This window comes from Microbacterium sp. PF5 (assembly GCF_004794315.1).
Lineage (GTDB): Bacteria > Actinomycetota > Actinomycetes > Actinomycetales > Microbacteriaceae > Microbacterium > Microbacterium sufflavum.
This window is the reverse complement of sequence record NZ_SSDQ01000063.1, coordinates 13,267-30,649: the sequence shown is the minus strand read 5'-3', so window position 1 is coordinate 30,649 and position 17,383 is coordinate 13,267. Positions and strand designations below refer to the sequence as shown.

At 70.9% G+C, this 17,383-nt stretch carries 17 protein-coding genes and 1 pseudogene; 8 read left to right on the top strand and 10 right to left on the bottom strand.

Going from position 1 to position 17,383, the window contains the following annotated elements:
- Nucleotides 1–56 precede the first annotated feature (56 nt).
- The 4 genes and pseudogenes from DW297_RS04340 to DW297_RS04325 all read left to right on the top strand — a co-directional run.
- A complete protein-coding gene (locus DW297_RS04340; protein WP_136029730.1) occupies nt 57–1,202 on the top strand; it encodes an ABC transporter substrate-binding protein in 1,146 nt (381 codons plus the stop codon).
- On the top strand, nt 1,199–2,137 hold the full coding sequence (locus tag DW297_RS04335; protein ID WP_446724356.1) for an ABC transporter permease: 939 nt from the start codon (nt 1,199–1,201) through the stop codon (nt 2,135–2,137). Before DW297_RS04340 ends, DW297_RS04335 begins: the two co-directional genes overlap by 4 nt.
- The gene (locus DW297_RS04330; RefSeq protein WP_136029725.1) at nt 2,134–2,925 is read left to right on the top strand and encodes an ABC transporter permease; all 792 of its coding nucleotides are present in this window, start codon (nt 2,134–2,136) and stop codon (nt 2,923–2,925) included. Before DW297_RS04335 ends, DW297_RS04330 begins: the two co-directional genes overlap by 4 nt.
- A pseudogene (locus DW297_RS04325) lies at nt 2,922–3,440 on the top strand (ABC transporter ATP-binding protein); the annotation flags it as partial. The gene DW297_RS04330 and the pseudogene DW297_RS04325, both read left to right, overlap by 4 nt.
- A gap of 1,454 nt (nt 3,441–4,894) precedes the next feature.
- Here DW297_RS04325 and DW297_RS04320 read toward each other — a convergent pair.
- Complete coding sequence (locus DW297_RS04320; protein ID WP_136029723.1) at nt 4,895–5,545, bottom strand: MIP/aquaporin family protein; 651 nt, start codon at nt 5,543–5,545, stop codon at nt 4,895–4,897.
- 255 nt (nt 5,546–5,800) lie between these two features.
- Between DW297_RS04320 and DW297_RS04315 the strand changes: the two genes are divergently transcribed.
- Nucleotides 5,801–7,156 (top strand): APC family permease, encoded by a 1,356-nt coding sequence (locus DW297_RS04315; RefSeq protein ID WP_136029721.1) that lies wholly within the window; start codon nt 5,801–5,803, stop codon nt 7,154–7,156.
- On the top strand, nt 7,143–7,364 hold the full coding sequence (locus DW297_RS04310) for a multidrug transporter (RefSeq protein WP_136029719.1): 222 nt from the start codon (nt 7,143–7,145) through the stop codon (nt 7,362–7,364). The genes DW297_RS04315 and DW297_RS04310 overlap by 14 nt, the downstream gene beginning before the upstream one ends.
- A gap of 62 nt (nt 7,365–7,426) precedes the next feature.
- Here DW297_RS04310 and DW297_RS04305 read toward each other — a convergent pair whose 3' ends face one another.
- The 9 genes from DW297_RS04305 to DW297_RS04270 all read right to left on the bottom strand — a co-directional run bounded on the left by DW297_RS04305 (nt 7,427) and on the right by DW297_RS04270 (nt 15,670).
- The gene (locus tag DW297_RS04305) at nt 7,427–8,197 is read right to left on the bottom strand and encodes an SDR family NAD(P)-dependent oxidoreductase (RefSeq protein WP_136029717.1); all 771 of its coding nucleotides are present in this window, start codon (nt 8,195–8,197) and stop codon (nt 7,427–7,429) included.
- Complete coding sequence (locus DW297_RS19170; protein WP_240744515.1) at nt 8,194–8,406, bottom strand: hypothetical protein; 213 nt, start codon at nt 8,404–8,406, stop codon at nt 8,194–8,196. The genes DW297_RS04305 and DW297_RS19170 overlap by 4 nt, the downstream gene beginning before the upstream one ends.
- A gap of 6 nt (nt 8,407–8,412) precedes the next feature.
- Nucleotides 8,413–8,808 carry a hypothetical protein gene (locus DW297_RS19165; RefSeq protein ID WP_240744514.1) on the bottom strand — a complete coding sequence of 132 codons (396 nt, stop codon included), beginning with the start codon at nt 8,806–8,808 and terminating at the stop codon, nt 8,413–8,415.
- 76 nt (nt 8,809–8,884) lie between these two features.
- Nucleotides 8,885–9,895: a sugar ABC transporter substrate-binding protein gene (locus DW297_RS04295; RefSeq protein ID WP_136029715.1), complete on the bottom strand. Its 1,011-nt coding sequence runs from the start codon at nt 9,893–9,895 to the stop codon at nt 8,885–8,887.
- Nucleotides 9,896–9,942: 47 nt separating this feature from the next.
- Entirely contained in the window at nt 9,943–10,986 is a 1,044-nt protein-coding gene (locus tag DW297_RS04290; RefSeq protein ID WP_240744513.1) for an ABC transporter permease, read from the bottom strand.
- Nucleotides 10,983–12,482 (bottom strand): sugar ABC transporter ATP-binding protein, encoded by a 1,500-nt coding sequence (locus DW297_RS04285; RefSeq protein ID WP_136029713.1) that lies wholly within the window; start codon nt 12,480–12,482, stop codon nt 10,983–10,985. The genes DW297_RS04290 and DW297_RS04285 overlap by 4 nt, the downstream gene beginning before the upstream one ends.
- Nucleotides 12,479–13,534, bottom strand: coding sequence for an NAD(P)-dependent alcohol dehydrogenase (locus DW297_RS04280; RefSeq protein ID WP_136029711.1), 1,056 nt, complete (start codon nt 13,532–13,534; stop codon nt 12,479–12,481). The genes DW297_RS04285 and DW297_RS04280 overlap by 4 nt, the downstream gene beginning before the upstream one ends.
- On the bottom strand, nt 13,527–15,020 hold the full coding sequence (gene xylB / locus DW297_RS04275) for a xylulokinase (RefSeq protein ID WP_205828227.1): 1,494 nt from the start codon (nt 15,018–15,020) through the stop codon (nt 13,527–13,529). Before xylB ends, DW297_RS04280 begins: the two co-directional genes overlap by 8 nt.
- Nucleotides 15,017–15,670, bottom strand: coding sequence for an SIS domain-containing protein (locus DW297_RS04270; protein ID WP_168442793.1), 654 nt, complete (start codon nt 15,668–15,670; stop codon nt 15,017–15,019). Before DW297_RS04270 ends, xylB begins: the two co-directional genes overlap by 4 nt.
- Nucleotides 15,671–15,806: 136 nt before the next feature.
- Here DW297_RS04270 and DW297_RS04265 point away from each other — a divergent pair, with 136 nt between their 5' ends.
- The gene (locus DW297_RS04265) at nt 15,807–16,757 is read left to right on the top strand and encodes a sugar-binding transcriptional regulator (RefSeq protein ID WP_168387142.1); all 951 of its coding nucleotides are present in this window, start codon (nt 15,807–15,809) and stop codon (nt 16,755–16,757) included.
- Nucleotides 16,757–17,377 carry a hypothetical protein gene (locus DW297_RS04260; protein ID WP_136029704.1) on the top strand — a complete coding sequence of 207 codons (621 nt, stop codon included), beginning with the start codon at nt 16,757–16,759 and terminating at the stop codon, nt 17,375–17,377. Before DW297_RS04265 ends, DW297_RS04260 begins: the two co-directional genes overlap by 1 nt.
- Nucleotides 17,378–17,383 lie beyond the last annotated feature (6 nt).

Below are 17,383 nucleotides of genomic sequence, written 5' to 3'. Positions count from 1 at the left end.
GTGTCCTCTCGCAACCCGACCCCGGCGAACCCGCGCCGGGCACCGAGAGGATACTCATGGCACGCTTCACCCGCCGCGCGCGCATCGGCGCCGGCATCGCCCTCGCCACCACGGCCGCGCTCGCACTGAGCGCCTGCTCCGGCGCCGCCGACGCGTCGGGCTCCGGCTCCGGAGAGCCCGACGTCGACGCGTCGGCGGCCACGTCGGTGGCCGACTTCGGCACGTTCGCCGATCTGGAGGCCGCCGCCAAGGCCGAGGGACAGCTCAACGTCATCGCGCTCCCGCGCGACTGGGCGAACTACGGCGAGATCCTCGATCTCTTCGCCGAGAAGTACCCCGAGATCACGATCAACGAGGCCTCGCCCGACGTGTCCAGCGCGGAGGAGATCCAGGCCGCCGAGACGAACAAGGGCCTCGACACGGCGCCCGACGTGTTCGACCTCGGCCTCACCGTGGCCCTGCAGAACACCGACGCCTTCGCGCCGTACACGGTGCAGACGTGGGACGACATCCCCGACGAGCTCAAGGAGCCCAGCGGGCTGTTCGTGGGCGACTACGGCGGGTACATGTCGATCGGCTACGACTCGTCGAAGTACGACGCACCGTCCGAGCTCGACGACCTGCTCTCCGCCGACTACAAGGGCGCGGTCGCGATCAACGGCGACCCCACGCAGGCCGGTGCCGCGTTCGCCGCGGTGGGCCTCGCGACCGTGCAGTCGGACGGCACGCTCGACGACTTCCAGCCGGGCATCGACTTCTTCTCCGAGCTGCAGAAGGCCGGCAACCTGCTCAAGGTCGACGTGACCACCGCCACCATCGCCAGCGGTGAGACCCCGGTGGTGTTCGACTGGGACTACCTGAACGCCGCCCACACGGCCGACAACCCCGACTGGAAGGTCGTCGTGCTCGACGGCACCGGTTACGCCGGCTACTACAACCAGGCCATCAACGCCGACGCCCCGCACCCGGCCGCCGCGCGACTGTGGCAGGAGTTCCTCTACAGCGACGAGGTGCAGAACCTGTGGCTGAAGGGCGGCGCCCGTCCGGTGCGCATGGAGGCCATGACGGAGGCGGGCACGATCGACGCCGACCTCGCCGCCGCGCTGCCCGAGGCACCGGCGGAGACCGTCGTGCCGACCGAGGAGCAGTCGACGAACGCCGGCACGCTGCTCGGCGAGAAGTGGGCCGCGGCGGTCCAGTGACGACCGTCGTCGCACCGGGGGCGGACGTCGCGGCGTCCGCCTCCGCCACCACCGCCGGGCCCGCGCGTGATGCGGGGGCCCGGCGGTCCGCGCCGTCGTTCGCGTGGCTGGGGCTGGTCCCCTTCGCGGCCTACGTGGTGCTGTTCCTCGCCGTGCCGACGGTGCTCGCCGTCGGCTCGGGGTTCTTCGATGACGACGGCGCGGTCACGATGGCGAACGTGGAGGCACTGGGCGACCCCGTGGTCCTGAGGACGTTCGCGAACTCGGCCGGGCTGTCGCTGCTCACGGCCGCGGTCGGAGCGGTCGCGGGGGCCCTGGTCTGCTACGCGCTGCTCGGCGCTCCGCCCGAGGGCGCCGTGCGCCGGGCGGTCGATGCAGCAGCCGGGGTGCTCGCCCAGTTCGGCGGGGTGATGCTGGCGTTCGCGTTCATCGCCACGATCGGCATCCAGGGGGTGGTCACGGTCTTCCTGCGCGACACGCTCGGCGTCGACATCTTCGCGAACGGCACCTGGCTCTACGAGCTGCCCGGGCTCGTCCTGCCCTACATCTACTTCCAGGTGCCGCTCATGGTCATCACGTTCATGCCCGCCCTCGCCGCCCTGCAGCCGCAGTGGGCCGAGGCGAACCTCACGCTGGGCGGCACGCGGGCGAGCTTCTGGCTGCGCATCGGCCTGCCCGTGCTCGCGCCCTCGTTCCTCGCCAGCCTGCTGCTGCTGTTCGCGAACGCCTTCTCGTCGTACGCGACCGCCGCGGCGCTGGCCAGCCAGGGCTCGCAGATCGTGCCGCTGCAGATCCGTACCGCCCTCACGAGCGAGACGCTGCTGGGGAGGGAGAACCTCGCCGGGGCGCTCGCCCTCGGCATGATCGTGGTGGTCGGCGTGGTGATGGGCCTGTACTCGCTGATCCAGCGCCGGGCTGCGCGGTGGCGCTCGTGAACCGTCTCGCCCCGTCGCGCACCACGCGCTGGGTGATCGGTGTGCTCGTCGGCGCGTTCTTCGCTGTACCGCTCGTGTCGACGTTCCTGTTCACGCTCCGTGGTGCCGACGGACCGTCGTTCGAGCACTGGGCCGCGCTGTTCGACCCCGCCGCGGCGGCCGCGCTCCGGCCGATCTGGACGGGACTCGGCAACTCGCTGATCCTCGCCGTCGTGACCGTCGCGATCGTCCTGCTGGTGCTCGCCCCGACGATGATCCTGGTGAACCTGCGCTTCCCGCGGCTGAAGCCCGCGTTCGAGTTCCTCGCGCTCCTGCCCATCTCGATCCCGGCGATCGTGCTGGTGGTCGGCCTCGCACCCCTCTATCTGCAGATCGGTCGTACCCTCGGCACCGGCACCTGGACGCTCGCGTTCGCCTACGGCATCACCGTGCTGCCGTTCGCCTTCCGGTCGATCCAGGCGGCGATCGACGCGGCCGACCTGCGCACGCTGTCGGAGGCGGCCCGTTCCCTCGGCGCGAGCTGGCCAGCCGTGGTGCTCCGCGTGCTCGCGCCGAACCTCCGCCAGGGGCTGCTGGCCGCGTCGCTGCTGTCGATCGCCGTGGTCCTGGGAGAGTTCACGATCGCCTCCCTCCTGAACCGTCCGGTGTTCCAGACGGCGATGCTCGTCGTGCAGAAGCAGGACCCCTACGCGCCGGCGATCTTCACCCTGCTGGCGCTGCTGCTCGTCTTCCTCCTGCTCCTCCTGATCGGCCGCGTCGCGCGCGGCTCCCGAAAGGCCCGCTCATGACCCTCGACCACGCCCTCCCCCGCACGAAGGACAACCTGCTGCTCGCGCGGGCCGGCGAGGGCACCCGCGTGCAGCTCCAGGGCATCGTGAAGCGCTACGGCGGCACGACCGTGCTGCACGGCGTCGATCTCGACATCGCGCCGGGCGAGTTCGTGTCGCTGCTGGGCCCGTCCGGATGCGGCAAGACCACGCTGCTGCGCGTGCTCGCCGGGCTCGAGGTCGCGGATGGCGGTGCGGTCCTGCTCGGCGGCGGAGACGTCTCTCGGGTGGCGACCAACAAGCGCGACATCGGCATGGTGTTCCAGTCGTACTCGCTGTTCCCGCACCTGCGCGTGGTCGACAACACGGCCTTCGGTCTGCGACGCCGCGGAGTCGGCCGGGCCGAGGCGGCACGACGGTCGCTCGACGCCCTGGCTCTCGTGGGTCTCGCCGACCTCGCCGATCGCTTCCCGCACCAGTTGTCGGGTGGGCAGCAGCAGCGGGTCGCCCTCGCGCGGGCGCTGGTCACCGAGCCCCCCGAGCACGGCGGGTTGGACTTGCCCACCACGTACGGCACGAGCAGGCCATCGAGCCTCAGCGGTGCATACACGGCGTCGCTGTTCTCCTGATCGAGACACTGGGCTGTGGAATCGTTCCAGTTCCAGTACTCGACCCACGACGCCTGGGGTGAGATGAGCGCACCCTGCTGCGGCACGAACAAGTTGCCGATCGAGAAGCTCGTGCCGTCGGCCGTGTCGGTCACCGTCGAGTTCCACCAGCCGGGGCGTCCGGGGATCTCCGCGACGCGGAAGACATACGTCCGACCGGTGGTCCACGGACGGAACACCCGGACGGATCGGCCGGGCGCACCGTCGGTGTCGCCGGCCATCACCCCGTGCAGGCTCGGATTGACCTCGGCGTCGGTCGCCCCCCAAAGGGAGAACAGCCACTGCCTTCCGTTCGTGTTCCCGTAGGTCTGCACGCCGGTGTAGCCGCCCGACGTTCCAGAGATCCCGAACTGGTGGCTCCAGAAGATGTTCGCGGTCATCGTCGGCATCACCCGCAGCAGCGTGCTGAACTCGGCGACTCGGCCTGCGGCCGTCGCGCGGGGGTACGCGTAGAGCCCGGGCACTCCGGTTCCGTTCGTGTCGGCCTTCGGGTCCGGGGGCACGTCCACGATCCGGAAGGGCGATGAGAGCGCCCGGTGATGCGCGGCACCGGCGCTGAACGAGCTGGCCGACACCAGGTCGGCCACGAGCACCGTCTGCGCGTTCCATCCCGTCGGGACGGCGGCGTTGCTCACCCCCGCCACCGAGAACGTCAGGTCCGCCGGCGCTGCGAGGTCGCGCGCGAGGCGGTAGACCGCGTACGCGAACTTCCGCAAGCCAGTGTTCGGGTTGTAGTTCTCCGTGTAGTACTCGTCGGGGTCTCGCACCCAGAGGCCGTCCGAGGTGCTCGCTCCGACGGCCGGACCGCGGAAGAAGGCGAAGCCCGACGGGAAGATCCCGGCGTCCGCGCCGATGAACAGGCGGGATCCCGCAGGAAGCGAGACCCCGGGCGCCAGCTGCAGACGGAAGCGCGCCTCCAGCAGGTAGTTCTCCGGCCATGTCGGATCGCCGGTGTCGCGATCGCTCCCCGCCGGAGGCGAGTCGAAGCCGACGAACGACACGGTCACTCCATCCGGGACGGAGTCCGCGGCCGCGGAGACCGGTGCGGCGGTGGAGGCGAGCGCCGCCATGGCCACCCAGGCCGCGCTCTTGGCGAAAGTCCGCCTGCTGATTTCTTCGGTTCCCATGCGAGGGTCCCCCTATCTCGGGTCGATCTTCGCCGGTCGCGTTCGACCGGCCCCCGCTCGGCCTCCGCAGGATGCCACGGCGTCAGAGAGCCCACCTGATCGCTCGCTGATTATTCTCCGGACGGTCGCCCCCTGACCCCTGACACACAGAAGCGCCGCACCCCCGAGGGGATGCGGCGCTCCGGTGTCACGGTGTCACTCGGCGGCGGCGATCTTCTTCGCGTCGTCGGTGTTGAGCACGCGGAACAGGACCGCGGCGATGATCGCGCCGACGGCCGGGGCCACGATGTAGAGCCACAGCGAGCTCCACGCGAAGTGGCCGCTGACCGAGAGGCCGAGGGCCACGGCGGGGTTGAAGCCGCCGCCCGAGATGGAGCCGACGGTCGCGGCGCCGATGAACACGGTGGCGCCGATCGCGAGGCCGTAGAACGAGTTGCCCGCGGTGTCCTTCGACGTGGCGGAGTTCAGCACGACCCACACGAGGATGAGCGTGAACAGCGCCTCGACCAGGAACGCCGGGCCGACCTCGATCACCATGGCCTTGTCGCCCGCGGGCCAGACGGCGAGCGCGGCGAGGGCGGCGAGCGCGCCACCCACGAACTGGGCGATCAGGTAGGCGATGAAGTCGGCGACGCTCAGGCCGCCGCGGAGGAAGACGCCGAGCGAGACGGCGGGGTTCAGGTGAGCGCCGGAGATGTGGCCCGTGGAGTACACGAGCACCATCAGGGTGAAGCCGATCGCGAGCGGCGTCAGCGGGCTGCCGCTGTTGACGGCCGCGATGATCGCGAGGACGAAGAGGAAGGTGGCGATCGCTTCGGCGATGGCCTTCCGCGGTGTACCGGTCATGAGTGTGCCCTTTTCTGTGGAACCGAAGGCGGCCACCCCGTCCGCTCGGCAATTCGTAGCCGACGACCCGCCTTGCGGCACTGAGGATAGCGGCCGCGGTGGGCCGGGAGGCGGAGCCGCGCGGTCTTTTCTGGGAAAACGCTGGACGGGGCGCTGTCACACCCGAGGACGGTGCCCGTCCGCGGTCTTCGCGCATGTTCCGCACCCCTGTCAAGCCCGTCGCCCGTGGCCGTCCGCTCCCCCTAGCGTGCGAGCATGACCTCCCAGACTGCGCCCGCGACCGAGGCGCCCACCAAGCTGCGGCGCGCCATCACCGGCCCCCTGCTCTACGCCTTCATCCTCGGCGACGTGCTGGGCGCGGGCATCTACGCGCTCATGGGCGTGCTGTCGGGCAAGGTCGGCGGCCTGCTGTGGGCACCCCTGGTGCTGGCGCTGCTGCTGGCGCTGCTCACGGCGGGCTCCTACGCCGAGCTCGTCACGAAATACCCGCGCGCGGGCGGGGCCGCGGTGTTCGCGGAGCGCGCCTTCCACAGCCCGCTGGTGTCGTTCCTGGTGGGCTTCAGCATGCTCGCGGCCGGGGTGACCAGTGCCGCCGGGCTGGCTATCGCCTTCGCCGGTGATTACCTCAGCACCTTCGTCGACCTGCCGACCATCCCCGTCGCGATCGCCTTCCTCGCGCTCGTCGGCCTGCTGAACGCCCGGGGGATCCGCGAGTCGATGGGCGCGAACCTCGTGATGACCGCGATCGAGCTCAGCGGTCTGGTGATCGTGATCGTCGTCGTCGCGATCTTCGTGGGCGGCGGCGGTGGCGACGTGTCGCGCGCGATGGCCGCGCCCCAGGGGTCGAACGTGGCGATCGCCGTGCTCTCCGGAGCCGTGATCGCGTACTACTCGTTCGTCGGGTTCGAGACCTCGGCGAACATGATCGAAGAGGTGAAGGACCCGCGCCGCACGTACCCGCGGGCGCTCTTCGCCGCCCTGATCACCGCCGGCGTCGTGTACGTGCTCGTGGGGCTCGCGAGCGCGATCGCCCTCCCGTCGTCCGAACTGCAGGAGTCCAGCGGCCCGCTGCTCGCCGTGGTGGAGGCGACCGGGGTGAACGTGCCGTCGTGGCTGTTCAGCCTCATCGCCCTCATCGCCGTGGCCAACGGCGCCCTGTTGACCATGATCATGGTCAGCCGCCTCACGTACGGCATGGCCGAGCAGAACCTGTTGCCGTCCGTGCTCGGACGCGTGCTGCCGAAGCGGAAGACCCCGTGGGTCGCGATCCTCACCACGACCCTCGTCGCGATGGGCCTCACGCTCGTCGGCGACCTGGCCACTCTGGCCGAGACCGTGGTGCTGCTGCTGCTCGTCGTGTTCCTCAGCGTGAACGTGTCGGTGCTGGTGCTGCGGCGCGACCGCGTGGAGCACGACCACTTCCGCGTGTGGACCTTCGTGCCGGTGCTGGGCGTCGGGTCGTGCATCCTGCTGCTCACCCAGCAGCGTGCGCAGGTGTGGCTGTTCGGCGCGATCCTGCTCGCGGTGGGCGGGGTGCTGTACGCCGTGGCACGCTGGACGCGTTCCCGTTCGACGACCGACGACCAGAAGGAGCATCATGAGCACGCCTGACCACGACCGCACCGGCGACGACCGCGAGAGCTTCGAGGAGAACCGGCACGACCAGCTCACCTCGGCTCCCGACGCGACCGAGGCCGACGCCGCCCCCCGCATCGACGTGAGCGAGCACGACGGCACCACGCGCGTCGACATCCGCGACGACGCCGAAGTGCGCCCGGGCCCCGGCCCCGGCATGCCCGAGGCCGACGGCGAGGACTGACCCCGCACGCACGAACGCCCGCTCTCCTCCCCCGGGAGCGGGCGTTCGCGTGTGCGCCGCGATCAGAACAGCGTGTAGCCGCCGTCGACCACGAGCACGGCGCCCGACATGAAGCTCGCCGCGTCGGAGGCGAGGAACACGACGGACGGGCTGACCTCACTGGGCGTGGCGTAGCGCTGCTGAGCCGAGTCCTCGATCCAGAAGCGGCGGAAGCGCGGCTCGTCCACCGGCGACATGTCGGTCTTGATGTATCCGGGCGCGACGGCGTTGACCCGCACGCCGGACGGGGCCCACTCGGCCGCGAGCGACTTGGTGAGGTGGTGCACCGCGGCCTTGGAGGCGTTGTACGCCGGCTGGAACTGCGGACGGTTCACGATCTGCGCCGAGATCGAGCCCACGTTCACGATCGACCCGGAGCCGCGGGCGACCATGTGCGCGCCGACGGTCTGTGACATCCACCACAGGGCCGTGAGGTTCGTGTCGATCACGTGCGACCACTCGTCGTCGGTCACCTCGAGCGCCGGACGGTGGATGCACGCCCCGGCGTTGTTGATGAGGATGTCGAGGCGTCCGCCCGCGGCGTCGATGGCCTCGGCGGCGATGCGGTCGACCGACGCACGGTCGGTCAGGTCGCCCAGCACCACCCAGGCCCGGCGCCCCACGGCCTCGATCTCCGCCGCGGTCTCGCGTGCCGCCGCTTCGTCGCGGCCGTGCACGACCACGTCGGCTCCGGCCTCGGCGAGCGCGCGGGCGAACTCCCGTCCGAGGCCGCGCGTGGCGCCGGTGACGAGGGCGGTGCGGTCGGTGAGGGCGAATGTGTCCATGACGCTCATGCGTCGTCTCCTTCGGTCGGGGTGAGGATCGCGTCGGCCCGGTGGCGGGTCGCGCGGATGAGGTCGGCGTTGGGGCCGTCGACGTGGGTCGCCCAGGCGACGGCGTCGTCGTGGGAGCGGCCGTGGGCCTCGTGACGGGCGACGAGGCGGCGCACGCGCAGTCCGTCGGGCACGTCGAGGTACCAGACCTCGTCGAGCAGCGGGCGCACGCGCTCCTAGCCGCCCGCGTCGTGCAGCAGGTAGTTGCCCTCCACCACGATCACGCGGTCGGAGGCGGAGAGCGGGAGGGCGCCGGCGACCGCGGCGTCGAGGTCGCGGTCGAAGCGCGGGGCGAGCACGGCCTCGCCCGCGCGGAGTCGGGTGAGCAGGGCGGCGAAGCCGTGCACGTCGAAGGTCTCCGGGGCGCCCTTGCGGTCGCGCAGTCCGAGACGGTCGAGGTGCTCGTTGGCGAGGTGGAACCCGTCCATCGGCAGCACCGGCTGCCCCAGGGCGGCGGCGAGCGTGGACTTGCCGGCGCCGGGCGGCCCGACGACGCCGAGCAGGAACGGACGTGCGTCGCGGGAGAGCTCGCGCACCCGGACGGGAGCGTCGGCGGCGGTCAGTGCGCGCATCGGGGTCTTTCGGGGAGGGGACGGGCGGGGGCACGGGCCGGGGGAACGGGCGGTCGCCCGCTCCCCCGACGCGGTGTCACTGGTCCAGCAGACCGGCCTCCTTGTACAGGTCGATGTACTCCTGCACGTTGTCCTTCGTGATCAGCGGGTTGCCGATGTCGACGTTGACCTCGTCCTCGGCGCCCGTGAGCAGGTCGTGCACGGCCTTGAGGTTCAGCTGCGCCAGCTCGCGGGCGTTCTGCAGCGAGGTCGCCGTCATGGTCCCCGCCTCGATGAGCAGCGTGGCCTCGGGGGTGCCGTCCACGCCGAACGCGAGGATGCCGTCGAAGCCGCTCTTGCCCTTCACGGCCTCGAGCGCGCCCGACGCCATGTTGTCGTTCATCGAGATGATCGCGTCGATCTGCGGGTTCGCGAGCGACCAGTCCTCCATGAGGGTCATGGCCTCGTCCTTGTTCCAGTTCGCGATGTCCTCCGCGACGATGTTCACGTCGGTGCGCTTCTCGAAGAACTCCTTCTGCCACGCGTCACGGCGGGCCGTGCTGTGGAAGTTGCCCGCCGGGCCGTTCAGCACCACGACGTTGGCGCCGTCGGGGATCTGCTCGACCGCGAGCTCGGCGACCACGGCGCCCTGCTTGTACGGATCGGCGTCGACCGAGTTGCCGCCGCTCAGGCCCTCGACGCGCGGGTTCGTGGTGATGGTCACGATGCCCGCGTCGATGGACTGCTGGATGTACGGCAGCTGCGCGTCGGCGTTGTTCGCCTGGATGATGATCGCGTCGAACCGGTTGGCGATCGCGTTCTCGATCATCTTGTTCTCGATCTCGTCGTCGGCCTGGCCGTCGAACACCTCGAGAGTGATGTCGTCGTAGTTGCCGGCTTCCTGCTTCATCTCGTTCGCGAGCCACGCGGCGAACGAGTCGGCCTGGGCGCGGGCGATGTACGCGACGCGGTACTCGTCCTTGTCCTCGGAGGCGCCTCCGCCGCCGTTCCCGGCCGGGTTCCCGGTGGTGACGGCGCAGCCGGCGAGGCTGATCGCCGCGGCGGCAGCGGCGCCGAGCGCGATGATCCTGCGGGTAAGACTCTTCATTGTCTTCTCCTGTTTTCTGTGGGTGGGTGAAGCGATGGACGGAGGGGTCAGGACGAGGTCCTGCCGCCTCCCGGATCGGATGCGGACGAGGAGGCTCCGACGGGGAAGGGGTCGCCCTTCGCGTCGGACTTGAGGATGGTGGTCTTCGCCTTGCCGCGCTTGCTGAAGACGTCGTAGGCGACGGCGACGACGATGATGGCGCCCATCACGATCTGCTGGATGTACGAGCCGATCCCGATGAGGTTCATGATGTTGCCGAGGATGCCGACGATCAGCGCGCCCGCGAGGGTGCCCATGACCGTGCCGACGCCGCCCGAGAAGCTGGTGCCGCCGATGATCGGGGCGGTGATGGCCTGCAGCTCGTAGCCGACGCCCGCGTTGGGGAGCCCGGCGTTGACGCGCGACATGAAGATCACGCCCGCGATGCCGACCAGGGCGCCGTTGACGAGGAACGCCTGGTACTTCACCCGCTCGACCGAGATGCCGGCAGCGCGAGCCGCCTCCTCGTTGCCGCCGACCGCGTAGACGGAGCGGCCGTAGCGGGTCTGGTTCATCAGGTACCAGATCACGATGGTGACGCCGATGAGCACCAGCACCGGGATGGGCAGCCAGCCGAGGTTGCCCTGGCCGATGAGGATGAAGTCGCCCAGCTGCAGCACGTTCTGCCCCTGCGTGAGCTCGAGCACCGCGCCGCGCGCCATCAGCATCATGCCGAGGGTCACGATGAACGCGGGGGTCTTCAGCGTCGCCACGAGGAACGCGTTGACGAGGTTGCAGAGCATGCCGATGAGGATGCCGGCGAGGATCGCGAGCAGCAGGTTGCCCGTCGACTTGTAGACCAGCACCGACACGACGCCCGCGAACGCCATGACGGCACCGGCCGACAGGTCGATCATGCCGCCGATGATGAGCGTCATCGCGCCGAACGCGAGGATCGTGATCACGGCGACCTGGCGGAGCACGTTGAAGATGTTGTCGGAGCTCAGGAAGTTCGGGCTCAGGAAGCTCGCCGCGACGATCACCACCAGCAGGATGATGTAGATCGAGAAGCGGTTCACCTCGAGTCTCTTCAGGTTCTGGAGCATTGTCATGCCACCTCGATTTCATTCATGGCGTAGGTGAGGATGGTTTCCTGCGAGAACTGATCGGGCGTCAGCTCCGCGGTGAGGCGTCCGGCCGACATCACGTAGATGCGGTCGCACATCCCGATGAGCTCGGGCAGCTCGGAGGAGATCATGAGGATGCCGCGGCCCTGGCGGGCGAGCTCGGTCATGATCTTGTAGATCTCGAACTTGGCGCCGACGTCGATGCCGCGGGTGGGCTCGTCGAGCAGCAGCACCTTCGGGTCGGCGATCAGCCAGCGGGCGAGGAGCACCTTCTGCTGGTTGCCGCCGCTGAGGTTCGCGATGCGCGTCTGCAGGCTGGGCGCCTTGACGTTCATCTTCTGGAAGTACTCGGTGACGAGCTTCTCCTCCTCGCGGCGCCGCGCGAAGCCACCGCGGATGACCTTGCGCAGGCTCGCCAGCGTGGCGTTCTTCATGATGCTCAGCTGCGGGACGATGCCGACCAGGCGGCGGTCCTCCGAGAGCATCGCGACGCCGGCCTTGATCGCGTGCGTGGGGTTCTTGATCTTCACGGTCTTCGTGTCGACCTCGATCTCGCCCGCGTCGAGCTTGTCGAGCCCGAACACCGCACGGATGACCTCGCTGCGTCCGGCGCCGATGAGCCCCGCGAGCCCGACGATCTCGCCCGCGCGGATGTGCAGGTCGATGTCCTCGAACATGTGCGCGGCGGAGAGCCCGGTGGCGCGGAACACGGTGTCGCCGATCTCGACCCGCTCCTTGGGGTAGGACTGGTGGTCGAGGTCGCGGCCCACCATCTGCGCGATCACCTGACTGGAGGTGATGTCCGCGGCGGGCTGCGAGCTGACGACGGTGCCGTCGCGCAGCACGCTGATGTCGTCGGCGAGCTCGAAGACCTCGTCCATCTTGTGCGAGATGTAGATGATCGACTTGCCCTGGGCGCGCAGGTCGCGGATCTTCGCGAACAGCGACTCGACCTCCTTGTGCGCGATGGCCGAGGTCGGCTCGTCCATGATCAGCACGTCGGCGCTGTGGTAGACCGCGCGCAGGATCTCCAGGGTCTGGATCTCCGACACGGTGAGGGTGCCCAGGCGTCGGTTGATCGAGAAGTCCAGGCCCTCCTCGGCGAGGATGCGGCGGGCCTCGCTGCGGATGAACCGCCAGTCGACCTTGCCGTACTTCATCGGCAGCCGGCCGAGGAAGAAGCTCTCCGCGATCGTCATGCCCGGCACGTAGTTGAGCTCCTGCGAGATCATCGCGATGCCGCGGGCGCGGGCGTCGATGGGGTTCTTGATCCGCACCTCCTCGCCGCGCACCCGGATCGTCCCGGCGTCGGGCTGGTAGATGCCGTTGATGATCTTCATGAGCGTCGACTTGCCGGCACCGTTCTCGCCGCACAGGGCGTGCACGGTGCCGGGGCGCACGTCGAAGGAGACGTCGTCGAGGGCCTTCACCCCGGGGAACGACTTCGACACCCCCTCGACCGACAGCAGCGTCTCGCTCATGACGCCGCCTTGACCGACGGCTCGTCCACGCGCCGGGTGCGGGGCAGGACGATGCGCTTGAGCGAGTCGATCGACCCCTCGCCCGACAGCGCCTCCTCGACCTGCTCGATGCCGTACACGTGGGTGACGAGCGAGTCGAGCTCGACCTGGCCGGACTCGAGCAGGGCGCGGGCGATCGGCCAGGTGCCGGTGTAGCGGAAGATGCCGGTGACGTTGAGCTCGCGCATCGCGACCTCGGGCACCGAGAGCGGGAACTCGTCGGCGCTGCCCACCAGCACCACGGTGCCGCCCGCGCGGGTGGAGCGGATGCCGTTGACGATCGCGGGGGTGGCGCCCGAGGCGTCGATGAAGACGTTCGCCGCCAGTTCGACGGTGGACTCCGCGGCGGGGTCGACCACGCGGGCGCCGTAGGAGGCGGCGAGCTCGCGGCGGGCCGGGTTGATGTCGGCGACCACGACGTCGACTGCGCCGAACGCCTTCGCGACCTGCGCGGCGATGATGCCGATGGGGCCGCCGCCGGCGATCAGCACGGTGTCGCCCACCTTGATGCCGCCCTTCTGCGCGGCGGCGATGCCCACCGACAGCGGCTCCATGAGCGCGGCGGCGTTGTCGCTGATGGCGTCGGGCACCTCGTAGGCGAAGTCGTCCTGGATCAGCACGTAGTCGCAGAAGGCGCCGTCGATCGGCGGGGTGGCGTAGAACTCCATCTGCGGGCAGAGGTTGTAGTCGCCGGCGCGGCAGAAGTCGCACCGGCGGCACGGGCGCTGCGGCTCGATGGCGACGCGCTGCCCGACGCGGGCGGGGTCGACGTCGGCGCCGACCGCGACGATCCGGCCGCTCACCTCGTGGCCGAGGATCAGCGGGCTCTCGACGACGTAGGGTCCGATGCGTCCGTGCTCGTAGTAGTGCACGTCGGATCCGCAGACGCCGACGCTCGCGACCTCCACGAGCACCTCGTCCGCGGCGGGCGTGGGGACGGGGCGCTCCTCGAGCACCAGGTCCTTCACCCCCCGCAGCACGCTGGCGGTCATCGTGGACGGGATCTCAGACATGAGTGTCCTCTCTCTCGGGGGAAAGCGGGTGGGCCGCGGCCGGCTCGGCCTGCAGGTCGGCGAGGTGCAGGTAGCGGTCCCACACGTCGCTGCGGTCGGCGGCGGGCTCGGTCACCGAGGTGGTGGCGGGGCGCCAGGCCGCGGTCACGGCGGCGACCGTCTCGCCGCGGTGCACGGCGGCGGCCTGGATCGCGGCGCCGCGCGCGGTGCCCTCCGGCGCGTCCACGGTGTGCACGGGCCGCTGCGTGAGGTCGGCGATCACCTGCCGGTAGGCGAGCGAGCGGGCGCCGCCGCCGATCGCGATGGTGAGGCCCGTGGTGGGGATGCCGAGCGCCGCGAGGGCCCGCTCCCCGCGGACGAGTCCGAGCGCGACGCCCTCGAACGCGGCGAGGGCGAGCTGCTCGCGTCCGGTCGCGGTGGTGAGTCCGGCGAGCATGCCCCGGGCGGACGGGAGCCGGGGCGAGCGCTCCCCGTCGAGGTAGGCGGCCAGCACGGGTCGCTCAGGGTCGAGCGGGGCGGCGAGGGCGAGGTCGGTGAGCTCGCGGTGGTCGACGCCGAGCAGCCGCGCGATCGTGTCGGTCACCTTGGTGGCGTTGAGCGTGCAGACGAGCGGCAGGTAGCCGCCGGTCACGTTGGCGACACCGTCGACGGCCCCGGTCACGTCGGCGACCGGGTCGGGCGTGGTCGCGAACACGACGCCCGAGGTGCCGAGGCTGTACGCCACGTCGCCCTCGCCGAGCCCGATGCCCTGGGCGGCGAGGTGCTGGTCGCCGCCACCCGCGCTGATCTGCGCGTCGCGGTCGATGCCGAGCGCGTCGGCCGCGGCGGGGAGGATGCGCCCGGCGGCCTCGTCGGGTCCGAGCACCTCGGGCAGCAGCGGCGCCCAGTCGCGCTCGCCCACCGCCTCGTCGAGGATGTCGGTGCGCCAGCGTCCCGTCGCGGCGGAGTAGTAGCCGGTGCCCGAGGCGTCGGAGCGGTCGGTCACGCGGCGCCCGGTGAGGCGGTACGTGAGCCAGTCGTGCGGCACGGAGAGGTGACGCGCGCGGGCGAGGGTCTCCGGCTCGGTCTCGGCCAGCAGCGCGAGCTTCGACACGGTGATGGCCGCCGACGGCACGATCCCGATCTGCTGCGCCCACCAGGCGGCGGGGTGACGCGCGAGCAGCGCCGCGGCCTGCGGGGCGGAGGTGGTGTCGTTCCACAGTCGCGCGGGGCGCAGGACGCGTCCGTCGGCATCCGACACGACGAGGCCGTGGCACTGCGCACCGACGCCGACCGCGACGATCCGCACGTCGGCGCCGCGGCGGGCCTCGGCCATCGCGGCGACCAGGGCCGCCCACCACGCCTCGGGGTCCTGCTCGCTGACGGGCGGGTGGGTCACGGGGTGGGGGGCGCGCCCGGTGGCGACGAGCGCCCCGGTGGCGGCGTCGCGCAGCTCGACCGTGCACGACTGGGTGGAGCTGTCGACTCCGGCGACCACGTCGATCATCGCGCGACCTCCTCGAACGGGGGGACGGTGAGGCGGGAGGGGTCGGCGGGGAGGTCTTCGAGGCGTCCGACGGCGCCCGCGGGGTGCGTGGTCATGAACTCCGCCCACGTGTAGCCGCGACCGCGCATGAGCACCTCGGCGAGCGCGTCGCCCCACGCGGACTGCGCGATCGTGATGCCGGTGGCCACGATGCCGCCGATGTCGGCCGAGGGCTGCACGGCCACGGCGACGCTGTGGTCGGCGAGCCGCGCGAGGGGGGTGTCGTGGCTGCGGGTGAGGGCGATCACGCGGGCGCCGCGGCCGCGGGCGATGCGGGCGAGCTGCACGACCTCGTCGGAGGCGCCGCCGTTGGAGATCAGCAGCACGAGGTCGTCGGCGGTGATGGCGCCGGAGGCCCCGTGCAGCCCGTCCATCGGGGAGAACGGCAGCGACGGCGTACCGGTGACGGACAGGATGTGCGCCATGCGCCGGGCGACCGTGCCGGAGGTCCCAGAGCCGCCGATGAACAGCTTGCCCGTGGCGGACAGGATCATCGAGGCCGCGGTGACCAGGGTGCCGTCGATCGTGTCGATCAGTGCGCGCACGGCCTCGGCCTCGGCCTGGAGCCGCCCGCGCGCTACCGCCAGGATGTCGTCATCGACGTTCAACACGTTCTCCCTCGATCGCGCCTCGCACATGCTGCGCTCATCTGTGATGCTTGGATGTACGTTTGAGCATAGGAACCGTCGCAAGCCGGAGGAAAGGCAGCCGTCACATATGTCACAGTTTCGTGATTTCAACGCTCAAATGAGCGATGCGACGAAGAGCGTGGATCAGGATCGCGCCCTCATGGCGGCCGTCGCCCGGGCGCACTACCTGGAGGACCGCTCCCGCGTCGACATCTCCGACGCCCTCGGCATCTCGCGCTTCAAGGTCGCCCGCCTGCTCAGCCGCGCCAAGGAGGAGGGCATCGTCACGATCGAGATCCACGACTGGGGTCTCCCCGACGTGGAGCTGAGCCAGCGCCTGCAGGACAAGCTCGGCCTGGAGCGCTGCCTCGTCGTGCGCTCGCACGGAGACGACGATGACGTGCGCCGCCAGATCGGCGCCGCCGCCGCCCGCGCGCTCAGCGAGACGCTGCAGGAGGACGAGGTGCTCGGCGTCACCTGGGGCCGCACGCTCACCGCCACCGCGAGCCAGTTCGCGCACCTGCCGCGCCTGTCGATCGTGCAGCTCACCGGTGTCGTGGCGGGCGACCTCGCCTCCTCCCCGATCGAGGTGGTGCGACAGACCTCGCGTCGCGCGGGAGGCGCGGTGTACCCGATCTTCTCGCCGCTCATCGTGGACGACCGCGAGACCGCGATGAGCCTGCGCCGGCACCCCGACATCCGCTCGGCGATCGACCTGTTCCCCTCCGTCACCACGGCGCTGCTGTCGGTCGGAGCATGGGACCCGCCCGTGTCGCAGGTGCGCGACGTGCTGCCCATCGACGACCTCGCCAACGCGCTCAGCAAGGGGTGCGTCGCCGACATCGCCGGCATCCTCATCCGCAGCGACGGGACCCCCGTCGACACGGAGTTCCAGGACCGCTGCATCAACATCTCGTACGAGCAGCTCCAGAAGGTGCCGCGCGTGGTCGCCGTCGCGGGAGGAGCCGCGAAGGCCGACGCGATCCGCACCGTGTCGCGGGTGGGACTGATCAGCGAACTGTTCACCGACCACGCCCTCGCCCAGGCCGTGCTGGCGGACGACGAGTGATGCGGATCGCCGGGTCGCTGTGGTCCGTGGCCCCGGACGACCGCCTCGACACCGCACTGCGACTGCGCGACGCGGGCCTGGGCCGGCTGCACTGGGACACCACCGACGGGCGGTTCGCCGCGGCCGGGGGCTTCACTCCGGACGACGCCGCCGCGCTGGCCGCGCAGACGGGCATGACGGCCGAGGCGCACGTGATGGCGCACCGCTCCGCGCGCGAGGTCGACGCGTGGGCCGACTTCTGCGACCTCGTGATCGTGCACGTCGAGAGCGCCGACTGGAAGGATGCGGTCGCGCGGATCGAACGCCGGGGCGTGCGCGCCGGGCTCGCCGTCTCCCCGCAGACGCCCGCGACGGCCGTGCCGCTCGACCTGCCCGTGCTGTGCATGTCGATCGTGCCGGGGCAGGCCGGGAGCACGTTCGACGAGCGGGTGCTGGCGAAGCTCTCGGCCCTCCGCGATGCCGCGCCCGCACGACCCCTCGGCGTGGACGGCGGCGTGCGCCGTGAGCACGCGGAGGCCTTGTCCGCGGCCGGCGCCGACTGGGCCGTGGTCGGCACCGACCTCGTGTTCGACGGCACCGCGGCGTGGTCCGACCTGCTGCGGCCCGCCGCTGAGGCCTGAGCCGCG

What these genes read in the sequence shown, in the direction of transcription:
- DW297_RS04340 (WP_136029730.1), top strand. Translation starts at nt 57, where the DNA reads ATGGCACGCTTCACCCGCCGCGCGCGCATCGGCGCCGGCATCGCCCTC.
- DW297_RS04320 (WP_136029723.1), bottom strand. Translation starts at nt 5,545, where the DNA reads ATGACCGGTACACCGCGGAAGGCCATCGCCGAAGCGATCGCCACCTTC.
- DW297_RS04315 (WP_136029721.1), top strand. Translation starts at nt 5,801, where the DNA reads ATGACCTCCCAGACTGCGCCCGCGACCGAGGCGCCCACCAAGCTGCGG.
- DW297_RS04310 (WP_136029719.1), top strand. Translation starts at nt 7,143, where the DNA reads ATGAGCACGCCTGACCACGACCGCACCGGCGACGACCGCGAGAGCTTC.
- DW297_RS04305 (WP_136029717.1), bottom strand. Translation starts at nt 8,197, where the DNA reads ATGAGCGTCATGGACACATTCGCCCTCACCGACCGCACCGCCCTCGTC.
- DW297_RS19165 (WP_240744514.1), bottom strand. Translation starts at nt 8,808, where the DNA reads ATGCGCGCACTGACCGCCGCCGACGCTCCCGTCCGGGTGCGCGAGCTC.
- DW297_RS04295 (WP_136029715.1), bottom strand. Translation starts at nt 9,895, where the DNA reads ATGAAGAGTCTTACCCGCAGGATCATCGCGCTCGGCGCCGCTGCCGCC.
- DW297_RS04290 (WP_240744513.1), bottom strand. Translation starts at nt 10,986, where the DNA reads ATGACAATGCTCCAGAACCTGAAGAGACTCGAGGTGAACCGCTTCTCG.
- DW297_RS04285 (WP_136029713.1), bottom strand. Translation starts at nt 12,482, where the DNA reads ATGAGCGAGACGCTGCTGTCGGTCGAGGGGGTGTCGAAGTCGTTCCCC.
- DW297_RS04280 (WP_136029711.1), bottom strand. Translation starts at nt 13,534, where the DNA reads ATGTCTGAGATCCCGTCCACGATGACCGCCAGCGTGCTGCGGGGGGTG.
- xylB (WP_205828227.1), bottom strand. Translation starts at nt 15,020, where the DNA reads ATGATCGACGTGGTCGCCGGAGTCGACAGCTCCACCCAGTCGTGCACG.
- DW297_RS04265 (WP_168387142.1), top strand. Translation starts at nt 15,807, where the DNA reads ATGAGCGATGCGACGAAGAGCGTGGATCAGGATCGCGCCCTCATGGCG.
- DW297_RS04260 (WP_136029704.1), top strand. Translation starts at nt 16,757, where the DNA reads ATGCGGATCGCCGGGTCGCTGTGGTCCGTGGCCCCGGACGACCGCCTC.